The sequence below is a fragment of the Tardiphaga sp. genome (genome assembly GCF_028290495.1).
Lineage (GTDB): Bacteria > Pseudomonadota > Alphaproteobacteria > Rhizobiales > Xanthobacteraceae > Tardiphaga.
The window spans coordinates 44,621-65,413 of the sequence record NZ_JAQGJT010000023.1; the positions used below are offsets into that span (position 1 = coordinate 44,621).

The following is a 20,793-nucleotide window of genomic DNA, read 5'->3' on the forward strand; positions in this document are numbered from 1 at the left end:
TTCCCGACGAAACGACTCTGGGCGCGCGGTCGGAATCGGGGCTGCTCACCCGGACCTATGGTCGCCTTTCCCAAGAGCTGGAGCGCACCTCGTCCGATGACGTAGCGCGCAACTTGCCGGAGCCGTTCGGTGCCGAGGAACGATCGGCGGACGCGGCGCTGTTGCACGCGATGATCCTGGCCCGAGAATCCGCGTGTGACCGCGCCGCGGATCGTCACTGGCCCGGTGTTGCTGACTGGACTTGCCACCTGCGCTTCGTGTGGTGGTGCCATGACGATGCGCACCGGAACCTCTCGTTCCGGCAAGGTCCACAAGTATTATTCCTGCTCGACTTGCTTCCGGAAGGGCAAGACCGCTTGCAAAGGCCGGTCTGTGCGCATGGACACTCTCGACAACCTTGTCGTCGAACACCTGTCAGAGCGTCTGTTCACGACTGAGCGTATGACCGCCATCCTGTCGGCAGCCTTTGCCCGTCGAGCTGAAAAAGCTGTCGAGATCGACCGTCGGGTAGGGTCTCTACAGCGAGAAGTTGTGGACGCCGCCGATAAGTTGAAGCGGCTCTATCGGATGGTCGAGGAGGGTATTGCTGAACTGGACGATATTTTGACCGACCGAATCGCTAGCCTCAAGCTGGACCGGGAGCGAGCGCAGACCGCACTTGACCGGATTCAGGCTCGAGCAGCTCCTCCAGCCGAAATTTCCCTCGAAACGATTGCGCAATTTGGCCAAGCTATGCGCGACAAAATCGCCAATGGCGAGATTCCGTTCCGCAAATCTTACCTTCGCGCGGTCATCGACCGGATCGTCGTGGACGACCACAATATTCGGATTATCGGGGATAGCGCGACGCTGGAACAGGTTATCGCGGGGAAAAGCGTCACTGCGGCAGGTGTTCGCAGTTTTGAACGCAAGTGGTGCTCCCTAGCGGAATCGAACCGCTGTTTTCGCCGTGAGAGGGCAACGTCCTAACCGCTAGACGAAGGGAGCATTGAGGCAATCCAATAGCCGCGATTGGCGGCGGCTGCAAGATGCCAAAACGAGGTTTGTTGGGGAAGTTTTCCGCAACGCCAACGGAGGCGTCTGGCCCGCTACGGCTCCTGCGCGAATTTTAGCGTGCCGGTCGGCTTCAGGGTCTTGGCGTCATAGGTGCGAATCTCGGTGGCGCCCGCGACCTCCAGCGTCAGCACCAGACGGTCGCCGGCAACCGCGGTCCCGATGATTTTGGCGCCTTTCGGCAGCGTTGTCGTGGTCGCGGTGGTGACAACGCTTCCCTCGGACTTGAAAAGGCGGTAGCCGATCACGACGAGCAGCGCCCCGATGCCCAGAGCGGTCGTCAGGCCGGCAATCAGCATCATCCGCCGGACCTTCGCCACCATGGCTGCGGTCTGTTCAGGGTTCGGATCGGGCGCAACAGGTTCAGTCATGCAAAACTCTTCTGATCAAGGCATATCGGCCACCAACGACGTCACGCTGGACGTCACGGTGCAGGGCGATGAGGGCTCGGTGCGGCTCGACCGCGTGCTGGCGGTGCGCAGCCCGGCGCTGTCGCGGTCGCGGCTGAAGGCGCTGATTCTGGCCGGACAGGTCAAGATCGGCGCCAATGCCATTCGCGACCCCGCTTATCATGTCGCCGCGGGCGATACGATCACAATCGACGTGCCGCCGGCGATCGCCGCCGAGCCGGAAGGCGAGGACATCGCGCTCGATATCGTGTTCGAGGACGAGGACATCATCGTCATCAACAAGCCGAAGGGCCTCGTCGTGCATCCCGCCGCCGGCCATGAGACCGGCACGCTGGTCAATGCGCTGATCGCCCATTGCGGCGCGACTTTGTCGGGCATTGGCGGCGTCAAGCGGCCGGGCATCGTGCACCGGCTCGACAAGGACACCACCGGGCTGATGGTGGTCGCCAAGAACGACCACGCCCACCAGTCGCTGAGCGCGCAGTTCGCCGACCACGGCCGCACCAACGACATGCGCCGCGGCTACATGGCGTTCGCCTGGGGCGTGCCGAACCGCCAGCGCGGCACGGTGGATGCACCGATCGACCGGCATCCGCATGCCCGCGAGAAGATGGCGGTGCGCGACACCGGCCGCGAGGCGGTGACGCATTGGGAGGTGCAGCAGACCTTCAATGATCGCCACGGCAAGCCGGTGGCCTCTTTGCTGGCCTGCCAGCTGGAGACTGGCCGCACCCACCAGATTCGCGTGCATCTGGCGCATGTCCAGCACCCCTTGATGGGCGACAGCGTCTATGGCCCGCATTTCAAGACCAAGAGCAATGCGCTGGGCCCGGTCAGCCAGAAAGTGCTGGCCGAACTCGACCGCCAGGCGCTGCACGCATACATGCTGACCCTCGAACATCCACGCACCGGCGAGATTCTCGAATGGATTTCCGACCTTCCGCCTGATCTCGCCCGCCTGCGCGCGGCCCTGGCGGTGACGGAATGACGCAGATGCATATATAAAATTGAGCTATTCCAATTGCTTATAGCTCCCACACGCGGACGTGACAGGGAATTCACTTTCAATACGCTTGTAGTTGGGTGTATGTTGCACCTGCGTTGAACATCCAACGCGGAACATCGCAGCCTGAGCGGCTTTATCTACGCGCTCGCTGCCTGGCCCGCCGCTATCGGGGGCTTGAACGACTGGAGGGTGCTACCATGGCCCGTACAGCTACGCTGCCGGTTCTCAACGGAGAATCCGGTCTGTCCCGGTACTTGTCGGAAATCCGCAAGTTCCCGATGCTGGAACCCCAGCAAGAATATATGTACGCCAAGTCCTGGCGCGAGCATGACGACCGCGAAGCGGCGCATCATCTCGTGACAAGCCATCTGCGTCTCGTCGCCAAGATCGCGATGGGCTATCGCGGCTACGGCCTGCCGATCTCCGAGGTCGTCTCGGAAGGCAACGTCGGCCTCATGCAGGCGGTGAAGCGGTTCGAGCCCGAGAAGGGCTTCCGTCTCGCCACCTACGCCATGTGGTGGATCAAGGCGTCGATTCAAGAGTACATTCTGCGTTCGTGGTCGCTCGTGAAGATGGGTACCACCGCGAACCAGAAGAAGCTGTTCTTCAACCTGCGCAAGGCGAAGAGCAAGATCTCGGCGCTGGACGAGGGCGATATGCGCCCGGATCAGGTCAAGATCATCGCCAAGCGCCTCGGCGTCACCGAGCAGGACGTGGTCGACATGAATCGCCGCCTCGGCGGCGACGCGTCGCTCAACGCGCCGATCCGGGACGACGGCGAAGCCGGCGAATGGCAGGACTGGCTGGTCGACCATGCGCCGACGCAGGAAGCGGTGCTGGCCGAACACGAAGAACTCGATCATCGCCGTCAGGCGCTGACCGGCGCGATCGGCGTGCTCAACCCGCGCGAAAAGCGCATCTTCGAGGCGCGTCGCCTCGCGGATGATCCGATGACGCTGGAAGACCTCGCCACCGAGTTCGGCGTCTCCCGCGAGCGCGTCCGCCAGATCGAGGTTCGTGCCTTCGAAAAGGTGCAGACCGCGGTCAAGGGCACCATCGCCCGCCAGGAGCAGGCCGCGATGGAAGCCGCCTACTGAGCGGCGCCACAGATACGAACACGAAAGCCGGCGGCAACGCCGGCTTTTTTGTTGCGTGATGCCGATCAGGATACGTCGCAGCCGTCCCCGCTCCGCGTGCGCCTGCGGCGCATCACGTGGCGGCGACAGGTTCGTATGGCTTCGCCGCGGCCCGCTCATTCGTCCGGCTCCTCGTCGCCGAGTTGCTGCAGCCGTTCGGCGATCATGCGGCGCAGTTTCGCCGCGCTGCGGGCGTGCTCCTCCTGCGTCATCGGCGGCCGCTGCTGCCGGGCTTTTTCCATGCAGGCGATGTCGGGATGCACGCAGTTCTTCGCCCGCTGGCAGACCGCATGATCGCAGGTGCGATACAGGTTTTGGCGCCGCGCCATCCGGTGCATCAGAACTTCCAGGATGTTCTTGCCGGGGCGCCACGTCACCGCTTCGTCGGGATCTGGCGAAGGCGGGCGGGTCTGGTTCCTGTTCTTGCGTCGTGCCGTCATGTGCGCCTCCTGTGCTGGGATCGCGGCACGGCTATCCGTGGCCTGCGATGGGCTGCGGTGCGGTGTTGATTATTTTTGCTGTTGCCTCCCGGAAAGAGAGGGGACGGGGCGCCGAAAGGCGCGCTTTGGTAGCAGGGCCGCGACATGCGTTCCGGATCGCCGGAGCGCAGCGGCCGCGGAAACGCCTTTCGACGCCCCATCGTGGCGATTTATGTCCCCGGTTGCCGTGCTTCCGGGCGCAGGCGGCAGACCATCGGTCCACCCGATCCCGGCGGTTTCCCGCCGTTCACCTGCGCCGCGTGCAGCCGCGAAGCGGCAGAGCTCCGTAGTGAGCCCGGACGGCGTACCCAGGGCCTCCCGAGCGCGCAGGACAACGTCTGCCCCACGCCCGCAGGCGCCACCGCCTCACCCCGCACTTCCAGGCGTCCCGGGAAACGCCCCTCCGTGGAATGAGGTGGGGGGAATATAGTCCGTGAAGGCGGACGACGTCAAGTGGGGTGTGATTATTTTCTTATGTGTTGGATCTGGTACTTCCCGGCCGTCATGGCGAGTTCAGGACAAAGTTGGCTTTGCCAACGTTGTCCTGAACGAAGCAATCCAGAGCTACAAGCAAAGGCTGGATTGCTTCGTCGCAACGGCTCCTCGCAAGGACGATGCAATTTGGCAAACGTAGGGTAGCCGATGGCGCTTTGCGCCGTTCCCATCGACTGACTACATCTTTAAAGTTGCCGCAAGGTGGTCTCGCTCCGCTTGGCACGCCCTACACGGTTAGGCATGAAGGCGGCGCGCCCAATCACTATTTCAAGCCATCGGGTGGATAAAATCGCTGAGACTGATTCTATGTCCCTGTGGGAGGTGATTGAACTGGTCTACTGCGCGATGGCGAAAGCTCACGCCGGATATTATCGGCTAATGTTTTAAACTCGTTGACTGTGGTCCAAATCTTCTTTTCCAAGCTTGCAATGTCGCTGGCTGCAGCGGGCTTTAGTTCAATGATCAAAGTGCGATCTGCGGTAACTTGGTGGCGAAAGACTTCCCCGCTTTCCACATCAACGAACATGGGGTCATGAGCCCATCTATTTCGTTCTGCAGCTACGCCTTGAGCTGCAGCGGAGAGTTTGTTTATTGAGGTGACTAGTTCGGCACTCCCCCCTTGGAGTTTAACCAAGGCTGCCAATGCTCTGAATCTTGGTGCCGGCCCAATATATTGGGCGGTGATGCAGGCCCCGATCGGCTCGGCAACGTTCGCCACCCACCAAATCAGGCGGTCTATATAGAATTCGAACGTCGCCCATGCGTTCGTGGCCCGACCTACTGCTTCAAAGTGTTCTTTGCTAATATCCGGCTCTTCAATGGGGGCGTCCGGCATAACAAAACCTCCAGTAAGTCGCCCGCATGAGCGTAGCGATATGTGGGATGCATCTTCACGAATCCCGCGTCGCGTAGCAAGCGTAGGCTGGGCAAAGGCGTCTTGCGCCGTGCCCGCCGACTGACTTCATCTTTAAAGTTGCTGCGAGATGGACTCGCTCCGCTTGGCGCGCCCTACACGCTGGCGAGTAACCGCATGGGCTCAGCGATATGCGGGGCGAGGGAAGCGGGACGCATCACCAGGAATCCCGCTTCCAAAAGAAAGCGAGCTCTCGCGCTTCGTGCGCGAGACGTAGTTCTCAATAATAATCCCGGAACGCGGCCGACAGGCTGTCGGGCTCCCAGTCGACGCTGTCCGACACCAGCGGATCATCGGACAAAAGCGCAGCGGACTGGGTCTTGTAGTCCGGCGCGACGTCATCGGCCTGCGGCAGCGGCTGGTTGAGGATGTCGCGATACGACAGGAAGGCGTCGCGCGTGCCGACGAAGGTGCAGACGCAGGTGACGGGATCGGCATACAGATAAAGCGGCCCGTTCGGCGTCTTGTGAATCACGAAGCGATGCGACGGCAGCTTGCGAAGCGCCATCTGGCCCGCGGCGTCAGTGGCGAACTTGATCTTGAAGCCGGCGGATTTCAGATAGAAGTCGTTCTTCTGCAGGAACGGCGCGCTCGGCGCGTCGCGCGCGACAAGCTCGCCGGCGCCCAGCAGCATCGTTGCCGACATCGCGACCAGCGCCAGACGGTTGATCGTTGAAAAAAGGGATGTCATGGGCCGCTCCGCAGCGAGCGCGGACCGCCGCGCTCTGTTGGCATGACCTTACCGGGCGGCGCCAGCGGTGTCACGGCGGCGCGCCCGTCCTGCACGATCAGCCGTTGCCGCGCGGCTCGCTTGACATCACCGGCGGAGTCGGTTCCCGATTGATCGGCGGCGGCGAATTCGGCTATCGACCGCGCACCCCGCCATCGATGGAAACGCCGGCCCCCATGCGCTTCAGCTTCATTCACGCCGCCGATCTGCACATCGACAGTCCGCTGGCCGGCCTCGGCCTCAAGGACAAAGCGGTCGCCGAGCGTTTCGCGCAGGCCGGCCGCCGCGCGGTCGAGGCGCTGATCGCGGAGACGATCCGTAGCCAGGCTGCGTTCCTGATCGTCGCCGGCGACATTTTTGACGGCGACTGGCGCGACGTCACCACCGGGCTGTTTTTCGTCCGCGCCATCGGCGCGCTGCACCGCGCCGGCATTCCCGCCATCATGGTCAAGGGCAACCACGATTCCGAAAGCGGCATGTCGCGCTCGCTGACCTATCCGGAGTCGGTGCGGATCTTTTCGTCGCGCAAGGCCGAGACCTTTGATCTCCCTGACCATCGCGTGGCGCTGCACGGCCGCAGCTTTCCGAACCGGCTGGTGCCGGACGATTTCGTCGAGAGCTATCCTGCGCGCCGCGACGGCTGGCTCAACATCGGCGTGCTGCACACTTCGCTGGAAGGTTCAAAGGACCATCAGAGCTACGCGCCGTGCAGCCTCGCGGACCTGCGGCTGTTCGGCTACGACTACTGGGCGCTCGGCCACGTGCACGATGCGAAGATCCTCAGCGAGGATCCCTGGGTGGTCTATCCCGGCAACCTGCAGGGCCGCAGCGTGCGCGAGACCGGCGCCAAGGGCGCGATGCGCGTCACCGTCGAGGATGGCCGCATCATCGCGGTGGAGCCGCTGGTGTTCGACGGCGCGCGCTGGGCGCACGAGACGGTGGATGTCTCCGGCGCGGAAAACGAAACCGATGTGATCGCCGGGATCGGCGCCGCGCTGGAAGCCTTGCACGGCCGCAGCGACGGCCGCCCGCTGGCGGTGCGCGTCACGCTGTCTGGCACGACACCGCTGCACAGCCATCTGGTGGCGCGCCGCGAGATTCTGCAGGACGAGGCGCGCGCGGCCGGCTTTCGTATCGCCGAGGATTGCTGGGTCGAGCAACTGAAACTGACGACCTCGGCGCCACAGCGCGCCGCCGCGGAATTGTCGCCGGCCGACAGCCTCGACGTCGATGATCTGCTGGCTGCCGCGGCCGCCGATCCGGCCTTTGCCGAGGCGCTGGCCGAGACGATGAAGAGCATCATCGACAAGCTGCCGCATGATCTGCGCAAGGAATTGTCGGATGATCCCGACAGGCTGAAGCGTCTGGCGGACGATGCACGCGATTATCTCGCGGGAGAGATGGCGTCGTGAGAATCGAAACGCTTTCGCTGGAGCGCTACGGCAAATTCACCGACCGCATGCTGTCGTTCCGTCCGGACGCGTCGCTGCATGTCGTGCTCGGCGCCAACGAGGCCGGCAAGACTTCGGCGCTGTCGGCAATCGGCGACCTGCTGTTCGGCTTCGGCGCGCGCACCGATTACGACTTCAGGCACGACAGCAAGACGCTGCGCATCGGCGGCGCGCTGCGCCATGCCGATGGCCGGCAGATCGAGGTGCGCCGCCGCAAGGGCAACAAGAACACGCTGGTGGATGCCGCCGACCAGCCGCTGCCGGACCATGCGCTGGAGCCGTATCTCGCGGGCATCACGCGCGACATTTTCAACCGCGAGTTCGGCCTGACCGCAGAGGCGCTGCGCGTCGGCGGCAACGAATTGCTCAAGGCCGGCGGCAGCCTCGCCGAGACGCTGGCGGCGGGCTCGGCCGGGATGACGGTGCTGTCGCGGATTCGCGATCGGCTCAAGAACGAGGCCGATGATCTGTTCACCTCGCGCAAGTCCGCCAGCAAGCCGTTTTATATCGCGGCCGATCGCCACGACGCCGCCGAACGCGCGCTGCGCGAGGCGGTGGTGTCGCCCGAAGCGCTGGAGGATGTCAAGAAAGCGGTGGCGGAAGCGCGCACGCGGCTGGATGCGCTGAACGCCGACCACGCCGCCGCCGGCAGCAACCTCGCGCGCTGGCAGCGCACCTTGCGCGTGCGCTCCAAACTGGCGCGGCTGGATAGCCTCGCGCAGGAACTGGTGGGTCTGGCCGATCTGCCGGAGGTCTCCGCGCAGGCGACGCTGCCGTGGCGCGAGGCGTTGGCCGCCGACGCCGCCCTCACCGATGAATGGAATGCGCTGGATCGCGCCGACGCCGCGGATACCGGGGCGATGGCGGCGATGTCGGTCGATGAAGACCTGCTGTCGGCAGCCCCCGTGATCGACGCGCTGCGCGAGCGGCTCGGCGCCGTGCGCAAGGCGATGGAGGATCTGCCGCGCCGTCGCGAGGCGCGCCGCTCCGCGCAGGAACAGCTCGATGCCGCCGCGCATCGCCTCGGCCTGCCGTCGCATGTCGAACTATTGAAGCAACTGGCGAGCGATCCGGCGCTGGCGATGGTCAAGGATCTGATCGAGCGCAGCCGTCGCGCGGAGCAGGCGAAGGCCGAAGCGGCAGCCAAGCGCGCGCGGGTGCTGCACGACATCGAAAGCCTCGCCGCCGAGGACGAGGCGCCGCATGCCGTGACCGATCCCGAGGCAGCACGGCAGCGGCTCGAAGCCCTGTCGGAACTTCCGACCCACGCCGACCGGCTGCGTCGCGAGACGGCGACGCTGGCGTCCGAGAAGAAGAATCTTTCTGCGCTGGCGACCGCGCTCGATCCGCAAGCCGGCGACATGGCCGGGCTGTCCGCGCTGCCACTGCCGGAGCCCGCGGTCATCGCCGCGCATGGCCAGGCGATGGAGCGCATCGATGCCGAGGCGCGCAAGCTGCATGATGCGCTCGCTGCCGCCAGCGCCGCGATGGAGACGGCGGAGACCGAATTGCTGCGGTTGTCCGGCGATGGCGCGGTCTCGACGCGCGCCGACCTGAACGACGTGCGCATCGAGCGCAACGCTCAACTGCAGTCGCTGCGCGCCGCGCTGGACGGCGACGCCGATACGCGGCGCAACCGCCTCGGCGATGTCGAACGCGCGTCGCAGGCGATCGATGCGATCACCGATCGCCTGCTCACCGACACCGAACGCGCCGCGCGCCGCGAGGCGACCCAGGAACGGCTCGACCACGGCCGCCGCGAACATGACCGCGTGACCGCGGCGATCGCGGGTCTGCAAGAGTGCCGCACCGAGGCCGACACCGCCTGGCAGGCGATCTGGCGATCCTCCGGCATCGCACCGCGCAGCCCGGCCGAGATGTTGCGCTGGCGCGAGCGGGTCGATCAGTTGATCGGCCGCGTCGCCAGGCTCGACGAGCAGCAGGCCGAACTCGATGCGCTGGCGGCCGGGCAGGAGGCAGGCAGGACCGCGGTGATCTCGCTGCTCGAGGCGATGGGCCGCACGCCGGATCGTTCGCTGCCGGCAGACATTCTTTATCGCGAGGCGCGCAGCCGGCACGGTGAATTGCAGAAGGCCTGGACCGATGTGCGCGCTCGCGCCGTGGCTCGCCAGCGCGCCGAACGCGATCTCGTCGAGACGCAGGCCGCGCTCGATCAGGCGGCCCGCGTTCTGGCCGAACTCACCGAACTCTGGCCATCGGCGCTTCGACCGATCGGGCTGCGCGCGGACGCGTCGCCGGCCGAAGCCGAAGCGGCCCTTGCGGTCTGGCAACTGGTCGCGGTGCCGAAGCTTGGCTTCGAGCGCGAGGGCCGCAGCGTCGAAACCATCGAGGCCGATCTCATCGCTTTCGATCGCGATGTCACGGATGTGGTGGAGCGGCTGGCGCCGGATGTGAGGGGCCATTCCGCGCAGGAGTCGCTGGCGCGTCTGACGGAACGGCTCGCCGAGACCAGGCGCGCGGCGGATGCCTGCGTTCGGCTGCGCGAAGCCATCGCCCGGCGCGCCCAGCAGCGCCAGGGCGCCGCGCTTCGACGTCAGACGGTCGGGATTGCGCTGCAGGAGGCCCGTTTGGTGTTTGGCGCGGCCGATCTGGCGGCGCTCTCTGAAGCCCTTGCGCGGTTGGCGCAGCGACACGCGCTGGAAGGCGAACGCTCGGGCCTGCAGCGTGAGCTGCCCGAGATTGCCGATGGCCATGACGAAAAGATGCTGCGCGCCGAACAGCAGGGCCTCGACCTCGATGCGCTACAAGGCGAGATCGAACGCGAAACCGTCCGGCAGAATGAGTTGCTGGAGGATTTCAAGCGTACCTCTGCCGAATTGCATCAGAAGCAGCGCGATTTTGAAACGCTGGTCAAAGGCCGCGATGCGGCAGCCGCCGCCGCCGAGCGCGCCGAGGCGGGCGTCGAACTGGTCTCCGTCGCCGAACGCTGGCTGCTGCGCGTTGCTGCGGCGCGGCTGGCGTCGCTGGCGATCGAACGGCATCGCACGATGGTGCAGGATCCCCTGATCGACCAGGCCAGCGGGTTGTTTGCGCTGGCCAGCGGCGATGCCTTCCAGGGGCTCGGCGTCGATTATGGCGATGACGACCGCCCGGTGCTGGTGGCGGTGCGTGCCGATGGCGAACGCGTCGGCATCGCCGGTCTTAGCGAAGGCTCGCGCGACCAGTTGTTCCTGGCGCTGCGGCTGGCGCTGCTGGAGCGGCGCATCCACCAGCCGCTCCCCTTCATCGGCGACGATCTGCTGACCAGTTTTGATGAGGGACGCACGAAGGCGACGCTGAATCTGCTGGCCGCTGCCGGCCGGCAGCGGCAGGTCATCGTGTTTACGCATCACCAGCACGTCGCCGATCTCGCCGTGGCCATCGAGGGTCACGACGTGGATGTGATGAAGCTTTGACGTTCAGCCCGGTAGGAACGAGCGATTCCAGGTCGGGCTGATCAGCACCTCGTTGATGCAGACATGCGGCGGCATGCTCGCGATGAAGGCAATGGTGCGGCCGAGATCGTCGGGCTGCAGCATCCGGGCCATCACTTCGTCGCTCGGCGGCACCGGGCGGTTCTTCATGATGGGCGTGGCGACTTCGCCCGGCGACAGGCAGCAGGCGCGCAAGCCGTTGACGCATTCGTCCATATTGAAGGAGTGCGTCAGCGCCAGCACCGCATGTTTGGTCGCGGTGTAAGCCGGCCCCGTCATCTTCGAGACGATGCGTCCGGCCCAGGACGCGACATTGATGATGCAGCCGTCCTGCTGCGCGCGCATCGCCGGCAGCACCGCGCGCATGCAGTACATCACGCCGTTGAGGTTGATATCGACGATCTGGTCCCAGCCGTCCTGCGTCACATCTTCCCAGCTGCGCTTCGGCAGGTTGAGGCCGGCGCTGTTGACCAGCAGGTCGATGCGGCCGTATTTGGCAAGGATCGCCTGCGCCACCTTGTTGACGTCGTCGGCGTTGCTGACGTCGAGCGCCATCGCTTCGACCGGTCTGCCGCCGGCGCCCAGTTCATCCACGACGCCCTTCAGCACCTCGGCGCGGCGGCCGGAGATGATCACGGTCCAGCCGTCGGCCAGCAGCGCTTCCGCCCCGGCGCGGCCGATGCCGGTGCCGCCGCCGGTGACCCAGGCGATCTTCTTCGTGTGATGGTTCATGGTATCTCTTCCCGGTGAATGCTTGAACTAATGCGGCGGAGTTTCGATCATCCGGCGCGCGGGCGCCAGCCCCGGCGTCCAACAGATTTCAGCCGATAAAGTCGCGTCGACGCTTTTCGAATTCTTCAGCATATCGCCGCAACACGTGCGCTTCGGTGAGCACGCCGATTACGCGACCGCGGTCCAGCGTGTCGAGCACCGCGAGCGACTCGGCCTCGGCGCGGTCGAAGGCGGCGACGGCTTCCTGCACGTTCCAGTTGGGCAGCAGCGTGAAACCGCGGCTGCGCAAAATCTTGCGCAGGCTGTCATCGGGCTTGCGTTCCGGCGCGTGTGCATCCGCCACCAGCACGATGCCGGCATAGCGTTCGTCGGCATCGATCGCGATCACCTGGTTCTTCGATCCCAGCGGAAAGCTCTCGCGGAATTGCGCGATGCCGAGATCGGCGTTCACCGTCACCATGTCGGCGCGCATCATGCTGCGCACGGTGAGGTCGCGGATCCAGCCGACATCCGCGGCGCTGCGGATCGTCTCGCCACGCAGATGCAGGCGCCAGGTTGCGAAGGAATAGCCGAACAGTTCGCGCGTCGTCTGCGTCGAGACGATCACCGCGATCAGCACGGCGGTGGAAAGCCACAGGTTGCCGGTCGCCTCCAGCGCGATGAAGGTCATGGTCAGCGGTCCGCCGATGATCGAGGCCGACAGCGCGCTCATGCCGATCACCGCATAGACGCTGGTGTCGAGCGCAAGCCACGGCATCAGCGCGGTGGCGGCCGCCGCGAACAGATGGCCGCCGATCGCCCCCAGCAGCAACGAGGCGAAGAACAGGCCGCCGCGAAAGCCCGAGCCGAGCGAGATCACCGAGGCGATCGCCTTCAGGACGAACACCGTGACCAGCGCCATGACCGGCGTCGTCATGCCACCGCTGACATGCAGCGCGCCGTGGCCGGACGACAGCACTTCCGGCGTCACCAGCGCGAGCAGGCCGACCAGCAGTCCGCCCAGCGCCGGGCGCAGCGGCGGCCACAGCCGGATCTTCTGCAGCAGCGTGTCGCACTGCGCCACGCCGCGCATGATTCCGATGCCGAACATCGCCGCGATCAGCCCGAGCAAAGCTGCGACCGCGAGATCCTGTCCGGTGACTTCACCGATCTGGCTGACCGAGATGCCGAGCGACAGCGGCGAGAACATCCGCGTCGCCGCATAGCCGGCAACGGCCGCGACGCCGATCGGCGTCAGGCTGGCAGCGGTATAGCCGCCGATGATCAGCTCGAACGCATAGAATGCCCCGGCCAGCGGCGCGCCGAACGCGCCGGCGATCGCGGCCGCGGCGCCGCAGCCGACCATGATGCGCTGGTCGGAGCGCCGCAGATGCAGCGCGCGTCCGATCGAGGAAGCGACGCCGCTGGCGATCTGGGTATAGCCGGCTTCGAGCCCGACGGAGCCGCCGACGCCGCTCGACCACACCGTCTGCAGGGCCACGATGACGCTGCCGCGAAACGACATCGCGCCGCCATGCAGCGCATTGGCTTCGATCGGATCGATCTCGCGGCCCGGCCGCCAGCGCAACAGCAGCAGCAGGGCGACGCCAAGCACAAGGCCGCCGAGCGTCGGCACCAGGATGGCGCGGACCGGATCGATCCAGGTCTGGCCCGACAGCCGCTCGCCGAGCTGCAGGTTGAACAGGCCCTCATGCATCAGGTTGACCGCCGCGCTCATCGCCGCGACCAGCAGGCCCGCGATGCCGCCGATCAACGCGGCGACGACGACCAGGCTGGTCTCGCGTGCGCGAACGAAGGTGCGCAGCCAGCGCGGCGCTTCGAGATAAAAACCGGGTCGGGTCATGGCTTCATCTGTGTCATCGGAAGGGCAAACCAAGCCTGCTTGTAGGGCGCGTTGGCCGGTCAGGCCACCGACAAATCTGCCACAACCCGTTGCAAAATAATGCAGCGCCGGGCTGCGGCATTGACTCCACGTCGTCGCAAACCCTAGATCGCCGTGACGGTTCCCCTGTTTGGGGATCAAAAGGGAATGCGGTGCGGGGAGCGATCCCCAATGCCGCGGCTGCCCCCGCAACTGTAAGCGGTGAATCTTTCGTCACATGCCACTGGGAAACTCGGTCCTGGGAAGGCGACGAAAGGTGTCGACCCGCGAGCCAGGAGACCTGCCGTCAAACGTGGTCACACGCGAAGATGTCGGTCGGGGATAACAGACATTAGTTTCATCGACGATGCCCCGGGCATCTCGCTGAGACCTCGTTCGCTGTGACGTGCCACAACGTCAAGCCGAGGTCGAACCATGTCTTCCGTCCCCACTGCCGCGCAGCGTCGCCGCATTCTTCTCGCATCCACCATTCTCCTGACGTCGTTGTCGCTGCCGGTCGCGTCGGCCTTTGCACAACAGAATCCGGCGCAGCAGGGCTCCGCGCTGCCGGCCATCAATGTCACCGCCAGCCGGCTCTCCACCGGCATCGTCGGCGCGTCCACCTCGGTGATATCAGCCGAAGACATCGCGCGTTCGCCGGCGCAGACGGTGCAGGAGATCATCGCCCAGACGCCCGGCGTGCAGTTGCAAAACCTCTATGGCGGCGTCAACGGCGCGGCGACCTCGGTCGATCTGCGCGGCTTCGGCGCGTTTGCGACCTCCAATACGCTGGTGCTGATCAACGGCCGCCGCCTCAACGATCTGGATATGGCCGGCGTCGATCTGTCGACGATTCCGCGCGACTCCATCGAACGCATCGAGATCACCAGGGGCAACAGCGGCGCCGTGCTGTATGGCGATGACGCGGTCGGCGGCGTCATCAACATCGTGACCAAGACCGGATCGGCAAAGCCTCTGTCGATGCGTGTCGAAGGCGGCGCGGGTTCGTTCGGCCAGCAACTGGGATCGGTATCGGTCGCCGCCAATGCCGGGCCGTGGTCGTCATCGTTCTACGGCAGCGGCATCCGCTCCGACGGCTACCGCGACAACAATGCGCTGACGCAGCACACGGGAATCGGCGACATCCGCTACGCCACGCCGGAGTTTTCAGCGTTCCTGACGTTGTCCGGCGACCGCCAGCATCTCGGTCTGCCCGGCGGGCGCACCGTCGATCCCTCGATCGGGCTCAATCAACTGCTGACCGACCGCCGTGGCACCTCGACGCCGCTGGACTATGCCGACAAGCAGGGCCTCAACGTCACCGCGGGTTTTACCAAGACGCTGTGGAGCGGCGCGGAGTTGATCGTCGACGGCGGCGTCCGCAACAAGGACCAGCAGGCCGGCTATTTCGGCAGCCTTCCGCTATCCAGCTTCGCCGCCAGCTATGTCGATACCAGCCTGCAGACATGGTCGCTGACGCCGCGGCTGAGCATCAAGAACCAGCTGTTCGGCCTGCCGTCCGACGTGCTCACCGGCATCGACTTCAACGATGCGACCTATCACTCGAACCGCAGCCAGTTGCAGGGCACCGCGCCGACCCATGTCTATGACCTGTCGCAGCAGACGTTGTCCGCCTACTGGCAGCAGACGGTGGGCCTGCTGCCCAGCACCGACGTGTCCTATGGCGGCCGCATCCAGCAGACCCGGCTGAGCGCGCGCGATCGTTTCGACATCAACGCGCCCGGCGCCTTCGATGCGCAGGCGCTGCCGCTCAACAGCGAGCAGACGCAGCATGCGCTGCATGTCGGGATCGAGCATCGTATCAACGATGTGTTCGCCGTGTTCGGCCGTGCCGCCAGCGCGTACCGCACGCCCAACGTCGATGAACTCGTGGCTTCCGGGCCGTCCTTCGCTGCCGACTTCAGCCCGATCCCTGGCACCTTCACGCTGAAGACGCAGACCTCGCGCGATATCGAGGCCGGCTTCCGCATCAAGGCCGGCGCCTTCAATGCGCAGTCCAGCATCTACGGCATGGATCTCGAAAACGAGATTCACTACAACCCCGTGCTGTTCTACAACACCAACCTCGATCCGACGCGCCGCTACGGCTCCGAGACCAGCGCCTCGTTGCGCACCAGCGATACGGTGCTGTTGCGCGGCGGACTGGCGCTGACGCGCGCGGTGTTCCGCGAAGGCGAGTTCGCCGGCCACGACGTGCCGCTGGTGTCGCGCCTGACGGCCAGTGGCGGCGTCACCTGGAATGTCTGGGAGAAGTACGTCGTGGTGGATGCCACCGTGCGTTACTGGAGCAGCCGTCGCATGGACAATGACCAGTTGAACACGCAGCCGGTGATCCCGGCCAATGCGACCGTCGATCTGAAGATCAGCGGCGAGATCGAGCATTTCTTCTGGTCGCTCGCGGTCAACAACCTGCTCGATGCGCAGTATTACGACTATGCCATCGCCAGCACGTTCACGGCTGGCCGCTTCAACGCCTATCCGCTGCCCGGCCGCAGCTACATGGTCAGAGCGGGCGCGACGTTCTGATGATGCATATGTGTTCGCTCAGGGGGCTGCCGGATGTTGCGGCGTCGCTTGAAGCGTTCGATCTGCTGACGCTGATGTCGCCCAGCGCCGAGCCGCCGGACTGGCACGTGTTCTCGCACACGCGCCACCTGCGTCTGGTGTTCAACGACATCAGCGTGCCGACGCCCGGCCTGATCGCGCCGGACGCCATGATGCTGCAGGCGGTTCTCGACTTCGGCCGCGACAGCGTCGCAAGCCGGCCGATGCTGATCCATTGCTGGGCCGGCATCAGCCGGTCCAGTGCTGCCGCCTACATCATCGCCTGCGACCGCAATCCCGGCTTTGAAAACGACATCGCGGATGAACTGCGCCGTCGCTCTGCGGTGGTGACGCCGAACAAATGGATGGTGCAACTGGCGGACGATCTGCTCGGCCGCCGCGGTGTGATGGCCGACGCCATCGCCCGGATCGGCCGCGGCGCGGATGCCTTTGATGGCGCGCCGTATCGGTTGCCGCTAGCGTGGCCACTTGCCTCTTCCAACGGGGAAGAGGAAAGCCACGCCGCGGACGCGTTGGCGCGTGGCCAAGTGCGGATGGATGCGGGTTCGACGCAAGCCGGATAGTCGGTTGTGAGCCTGCAGCATCGGTTCGGTCGCGGTGCCTTCATCGACGATGAAGTCACGCTCAGTTGACTTCGTGCCGCGCCGATTGCTTGTACTAAGAAAAGCATCGGACGAAACTGCCTTGCTTCAGGCCTGCGCCGGAGACAGTCCATGAATACGAGCGAAGCTAACTCTTCCACTCTGGCGCTGCACAATCTTGAAAGCCTGCTTCCCGATCTGGCTGAATTCTACAAGGACGTGCATTCACACCCCGAGCTGTCGATGCAGGAGACGCGGACGGCCGGACTCGCTGCGGACCGTCTTCGAGCGGCCGGCTATGAAGTGACGACGGGCATCGGCAAGACCGGCGTGGTCGGCCTGCTTCGGAACGGCGACGGACCGACCGTCATGCTGCGCGCCGACATGGACGCGCTGCCCGTCGAGGAAACGACCGGGCTTCCCTATGCGAGCAAGGTCATGGCGAAGGACCGCGACGGAAACACCGTCCCCGTGGCGCACATGTGCGGCCACGATATGCACGTGACCTGGCTTGTCGGCGCCACCCAATTGCTCGCGGAGGCCCGGACGACGTGGCGCGGGACCATCATGGCGGTCTTTCAACCCGGCGAAGAGACGGCGGAAGGCGCGCAGGCCATGATCGACGACGGCTTGTTCAAGCGCTTCCCGAAACCGGATGTGGTGCTTGGCCAGCATGTCATGGTGGGGCCGGCGGGCACGGTGGCCGGACGCGCGGGTGCGATCACCTCGGCGGCGGACAGCTTGCAGATCCGCCTGTTCGGTCGTGGCGCACACGGGTCCATGCCGCAGGCGAGCATCGACCCGGTGGTGATGGCCGCCGCGACCGTGATGCGGCTGCAAACCATCGTGTCACGCGAGATCGCCGCGGCGGAGGCGGCGGTCGTGACCATCGGCGTCCTGCAGGCGGGAACCAAAGAAAACGTCATTCCGGACGAGGCCATCATCAAACTTAATGTGCGGACTTTTGACGCCGGCGTCAGGACGCGCGTATTGAATGCTATCGAGCGGATCGTCAACGCCGAGGCGGCAGCGTCCGGCGCCCCTCGCAAACCGGAGATCACGTCGCTGGATCATTATCCACTCAATGTGAACGACCGGGACGCCAGCGAACGGGTGGTGGACGCCTTCCGCGGGCATTTCGGCGCCGGGCGCGTGAGGGCAACGGGACCCGCCCCGGCCAGCGAGGACTTCGGATCGTTCGGGACTGAATGGCACGTGCCTTCGGTTTTCTGGTTCGTCGGGGGCACCGATCCGGAAGTCTATGCCAAGGCCAAAGCGGCGAACAAGCTCAACGAGCTTCCGGTGAATCACAGCCCGAAATTCGCTCCCGTTCTTCACCCCACGTTACAAACCGGTGTGGAAACGCTGGTCGTCGCGACCCGCGCCTGGTTGGCGGCATAACAACGCCGGAAAGCGATATATGGAAAAGCTTCCGCTGGTGCTCGATCTGACCGGCACCTTCGTCTTCGCGCTGAGCGGCGCGCTGGCGGGGGTCAAGCGAGCGCTCGATCTGTTCGGCGTGCTGGTGCTGTCGTTCGCGGCGGCGAATGCGGGAGGCATCACCCGCGACCTTCTGATCGGCGTCGTTCCTCCCGCCGCGGTCGGCGACTGGCGCTATCTCTGCGTTTCGCTGTTCGCCGGCATCATCACCTTCTGCTTCTCGTCCGTGGTCGTGCGGATGTCGAACCCGGTCCTGCTTTTCGACGCGGCCGGACTCGCGTTCTTTGCCGTCGCAGGCGCCTCGAAAGCGCTGGCCCACGGACTTAACCCGGTCATGTCGATCGTGCTTGGCATGGTGACCGGGATTGGCGGCGGCATGGCCCGCGACGTGCTGCTGGCGGAAATTCCGACAGTGCTGCGTGCGGAACTATATGCCGTCGCGGCACTGGCGGCCGCTACCATCGTTGTAGCAGGGCACCTGCTGGAATTTCCGGTCGTTCCGGTGGCGGCAGTCGCGCTGATTTCATGCTTCTCGCTTCGCGTCATGGCGATGAGGCGCGGCTGGCGTCTCCCGGTTGCGAAATTCAATGACCGGCACAACCCGAATGCAAAAGCGGCTTCGAACGATTCCGAAAAACGCTAGGTGCCGGAAGCACAGCGTCCGATGAGGTCCCCTGCAGAGCGTCATGAAGTATGCCGCACGGCGTCCGCGCCACGAATACAAACGCTTCAATCCTGACGGATCAAACTGCAGCAAGGGCGTGGACCCATTAGAGCGTCGCCAAATTCGGATGGATGCAAGTTTGACGAACGCCAGATCGTTGGCTGCGAGCTTGTCGTATCGGGTCGCGACACGCCGACATCGCTTGATCTTGTTGAAGAACCGTTCGATCAGGTTGCGTGCGCGATAGAGATAAGGGCTGAAGCAGATCGAGGCTTTGCGGTTTCGTTTCGACGGAATGTTCGCCCCTGAGTTTGTAGCGCATGGTTCGAGGCTCCGGTTTCGGAGATTGAATCACGTCCACCGTGATCCCATCACCCCGAAATGACCCGTGGCGTTGTCGCCAGTGCTCTGAATCTACTTCCGCTTCCGGCGGGACAGCGGACATGGCCGGGCTTGCCACTGGTTGGCTCCGGTCGCGAATGGCCCAACACGGACATGGCGGCCTATCCCGATAGCAACCAACGTGCTTTGATGATCATTCTAAAAGCGTCGCGACTTGTTGAACCTGAGAAGTGTGCTGCGATGGGCCGGCTACTTTGCCCACAAGGGGCAATCTATGTCCGGCAATCCTACAGTTGAAAGCATTGCCGGGTCTCGTGTCCGGCGGGTTAAGGGGGGGGAGCGAGGTTGAAGCAGATCGGTCTTTTCGAAATGCGTCGATTGGAGGCGTTGAGCAACACCATCTTCGGTGTTGCGATGACGCTGCTCGCCTACGATCTGCCGAAGGCCAGCCGGTTTGCTAGCGCGCCGGGCTGGATGGACCTTGTCAACGCTTACGCACAACCTGCCATCGCGCTGATGATCAGTTTTATCGTGGCCGGCGTGTTTTGGCTCAGCCATCATCGGCGGCTCACCTTCGCGCCGGAAGGCAGCCGCGGCGAAGTCTTCCTCAATCTGATCTTCCTGCTGTCGATTGTCATGCTTCCGGTGACGAATGGGCTTTACGGTGTGTATCGGCTCGATAGCGTCGTCGCAGTAAGCTACGGCTTCCATCTGACTGTCATTGCCGGCTTGAATGCGCTGCTATGGATTCTGGCGCTGCGGGGTCGCCGCAATCCCGAGTTGCTGGCAACCGCGGTCTTTCCGGTCTTCGCATGCGTGTTCGCAACGGTGATAGCCGTCGTCGCGCCGTTCGTTGCACAATTCATGTGGTGCCTGGCCTTTGGCGCGCCTCTGGCGGGCTGGTTGGCGGCCCGGCGTTGGCCGCTGAGAACAAATTAGCCAACTCGATCTCTGCCAAAGCGTCCTAGCCGGCCTTCGCATCCGGCCCCCGCCGCAAGCGACCGGTAGTGACTGCCCCTTAGCGGACTCCAAATTGTTTGATGTGCGGTCGCTTGCAACCGGCGTGCTGGGCCTGGACTTTGGCGGAGGCGGTGCGGGGCATGCATTCGATAAGAAAGCAGTCGGACGAGCTCCGCAGGAATCAGCGCTGCAACTTGTCTAGTGTAATTGGCAGATCGCGCACGCGTTTTCCGGTCGCGTGGTAGATCGCATTGGCGATCGCCGCGGCGACGCCGACGAGACCAATCTCACCCAAACCCTTGATGCCGAGCGGATTGACGATGTTATCCTGCTCCTCGACGAAGATCACCTTGATGTCGTGGACGTCGGCATTTACCGGGACATGGTATTCGGCGATGTTGGCGTTCATGATGCGGCCGAACTTGTGATCGATCAGCGTCTCCTCGTGCAGCGCCACTCCGATACCCCACACCACGCCGCCCATGACCTGGCTGTGCGCGGTCTTGGTGTTCAGGATACG

General features: G+C 64.6%; 17 protein-coding genes, 1 tRNA gene, 2 pseudogenes and 1 riboswitch. Of the genes and pseudogenes, 10 read left to right on the plus strand and 10 right to left on the minus strand.

Features of this window, described 5'->3' with window-relative positions; all coding sequences use genetic code 11:
• Nucleotides 1–276 precede the first annotated feature (276 nt).
• A pseudogene (locus tag JWQ24_RS28540) lies at nucleotides 277–408 on the plus strand (recombinase zinc beta ribbon domain-containing protein); the annotation flags it as partial.
• Between the two features lie 108 nt (nucleotides 409–516).
• On the opposite strand, the gene JWQ24_RS03955 reads toward JWQ24_RS28540, so the two are convergent.
• The 3 genes from JWQ24_RS03955 to JWQ24_RS03965 all read right to left on the minus strand — a co-directional run bounded on the left by JWQ24_RS03955 (nucleotide 517) and on the right by JWQ24_RS03965 (nucleotide 1,424).
• Nucleotides 517–819 carry a hypothetical protein gene (locus tag JWQ24_RS03955; RefSeq protein ID WP_299804631.1) on the minus strand — a complete coding sequence of 101 codons (303 nt, stop codon included), beginning with the start codon at nucleotides 817–819 and terminating at the stop codon, nucleotides 517–519.
• Between the two features lie 93 nt (nucleotides 820–912).
• Nucleotides 913–987 (minus strand) — tRNA-Glu (locus JWQ24_RS03960).
• Between the two features lie 101 nt (nucleotides 988–1,088).
• Nucleotides 1,089–1,424, minus strand: coding sequence for a hypothetical protein (locus JWQ24_RS03965; protein WP_299804633.1), 336 nt, complete (start codon nucleotides 1,422–1,424; stop codon nucleotides 1,089–1,091).
• On the opposite strand from JWQ24_RS03965, the gene JWQ24_RS03970 reads away from it, so the two are divergent.
• Nucleotides 1,423–2,451, plus strand: coding sequence for an RluA family pseudouridine synthase (locus JWQ24_RS03970; protein WP_299804635.1), 1,029 nt, complete (start codon nucleotides 1,423–1,425; stop codon nucleotides 2,449–2,451). The two genes, JWQ24_RS03965 and JWQ24_RS03970, sit on opposite strands and share 2 nt — an antisense overlap.
• A 215-nt stretch (nucleotides 2,452–2,666) precedes the next feature.
• Entirely contained in the window at nucleotides 2,667–3,566 is a 900-nt protein-coding gene (gene rpoH, locus JWQ24_RS03975; protein WP_299804638.1) for an RNA polymerase sigma factor RpoH, read from the plus strand.
• A 155-nt stretch (nucleotides 3,567–3,721) separates the two neighbouring features.
• Here rpoH and JWQ24_RS03980 read toward each other — a convergent pair whose 3' ends face one another.
• The 3 genes from JWQ24_RS03980 to JWQ24_RS03990 all read right to left on the minus strand — a co-directional run bounded on the left by JWQ24_RS03980 (nucleotide 3,722) and on the right by JWQ24_RS03990 (nucleotide 6,183).
• Nucleotides 3,722–4,045, minus strand: coding sequence for a hypothetical protein (locus JWQ24_RS03980; RefSeq protein WP_299804641.1), 324 nt, complete (start codon nucleotides 4,043–4,045; stop codon nucleotides 3,722–3,724).
• An 838-nt stretch (nucleotides 4,046–4,883) separates the two neighbouring features.
• The gene (locus JWQ24_RS03985) at nucleotides 4,884–5,414 is read right to left on the minus strand and encodes a hypothetical protein (protein WP_299804643.1); all 531 of its coding nucleotides are present in this window, start codon (nucleotides 5,412–5,414) and stop codon (nucleotides 4,884–4,886) included.
• 298 nt (nucleotides 5,415–5,712) lie between these two features.
• A complete protein-coding gene (locus JWQ24_RS03990) occupies nucleotides 5,713–6,183 on the minus strand; it encodes a hypothetical protein (protein WP_299804645.1) in 471 nt (156 codons plus the stop codon).
• Between the two features lie 215 nt (nucleotides 6,184–6,398).
• On the opposite strand from JWQ24_RS03990, the gene JWQ24_RS03995 reads away from it, so the two are divergent.
• Complete coding sequence (locus JWQ24_RS03995) at nucleotides 6,399–7,634, plus strand: DNA repair exonuclease (RefSeq protein ID WP_299804648.1); 1,236 nt, start codon at nucleotides 6,399–6,401, stop codon at nucleotides 7,632–7,634.
• Nucleotides 7,631–11,089, plus strand: a complete 3,459-nt coding sequence (locus JWQ24_RS04000) for a YhaN family protein (protein ID WP_299804650.1) — start codon at nucleotides 7,631–7,633, stop codon at nucleotides 11,087–11,089. Before JWQ24_RS03995 ends, JWQ24_RS04000 begins: the two co-directional genes overlap by 4 nt.
• Nucleotides 11,090–11,092: 3 nt before the next feature.
• Here the strand turns inward: JWQ24_RS04000 and JWQ24_RS04005 are convergent, their stop codons facing one another.
• Both JWQ24_RS04005 and JWQ24_RS04010 read right to left on the minus strand, forming a co-directional pair.
• Nucleotides 11,093–11,839: an SDR family oxidoreductase gene (locus JWQ24_RS04005; protein WP_299804653.1), complete on the minus strand. Its 747-nt coding sequence runs from the start codon at nucleotides 11,837–11,839 to the stop codon at nucleotides 11,093–11,095.
• Nucleotides 11,840–11,927: 88 nt separating this feature from the next.
• A complete protein-coding gene (locus JWQ24_RS04010; protein ID WP_299804655.1) occupies nucleotides 11,928–13,682 on the minus strand; it encodes a chloride channel protein in 1,755 nt (584 codons plus the stop codon).
• Between the two features lie 140 nt (nucleotides 13,683–13,822).
• Nucleotides 13,823–14,024, plus strand: a riboswitch (cobalamin riboswitch).
• Between the two features lie 111 nt (nucleotides 14,025–14,135).
• Here JWQ24_RS04010 and JWQ24_RS04015 point away from each other — a divergent pair.
• The 4 genes from JWQ24_RS04015 (at nucleotide 14,136) to JWQ24_RS04030 (ending at nucleotide 18,950) form a co-directional block, all read left to right on the plus strand.
• Complete coding sequence (locus JWQ24_RS04015) at nucleotides 14,136–16,247, plus strand: TonB-dependent receptor (RefSeq protein WP_299804658.1); 2,112 nt, start codon at nucleotides 14,136–14,138, stop codon at nucleotides 16,245–16,247.
• Nucleotides 16,248–16,255: 8 nt separating this feature from the next.
• On the plus strand, nucleotides 16,256–16,849 hold the full coding sequence (locus JWQ24_RS04020) for a tyrosine protein phosphatase (RefSeq protein ID WP_299804660.1): 594 nt from the start codon (nucleotides 16,256–16,258) through the stop codon (nucleotides 16,847–16,849).
• 150 nt (nucleotides 16,850–16,999) lie between these two features.
• Nucleotides 17,000–18,268, plus strand: coding sequence for a M20 family metallopeptidase (locus tag JWQ24_RS04025; protein ID WP_299804662.1), 1,269 nt, complete (start codon nucleotides 17,000–17,002; stop codon nucleotides 18,266–18,268).
• A gap of 19 nt (nucleotides 18,269–18,287) precedes the next feature.
• Entirely contained in the window at nucleotides 18,288–18,950 is a 663-nt protein-coding gene (locus tag JWQ24_RS04030; RefSeq protein ID WP_299804664.1) for a trimeric intracellular cation channel family protein, read from the plus strand.
• Nucleotides 18,951–19,088: 138 nt separating this feature from the next.
• Here JWQ24_RS04030 and JWQ24_RS04035 read toward each other — a convergent pair.
• Nucleotides 19,089–19,274 (minus strand): annotated as a pseudogene (locus JWQ24_RS04035) (transposase); the annotation flags it as partial.
• Between the two features lie 408 nt (nucleotides 19,275–19,682).
• On the opposite strand from JWQ24_RS04035, the gene JWQ24_RS04040 reads away from it, so the two are divergent.
• A complete protein-coding gene (locus JWQ24_RS04040; RefSeq protein WP_299804671.1) occupies nucleotides 19,683–20,252 on the plus strand; it encodes a TMEM175 family protein in 570 nt (189 codons plus the stop codon).
• A gap of 202 nt (nucleotides 20,253–20,454) precedes the next feature.
• Here JWQ24_RS04040 and JWQ24_RS04045 read toward each other — a convergent pair.
• On the minus strand, nucleotides 20,455–20,793 hold a 339-nt coding region (locus JWQ24_RS04045; RefSeq protein ID WP_299804667.1), incomplete at its 5' end, for a molybdopterin cofactor-binding domain-containing protein.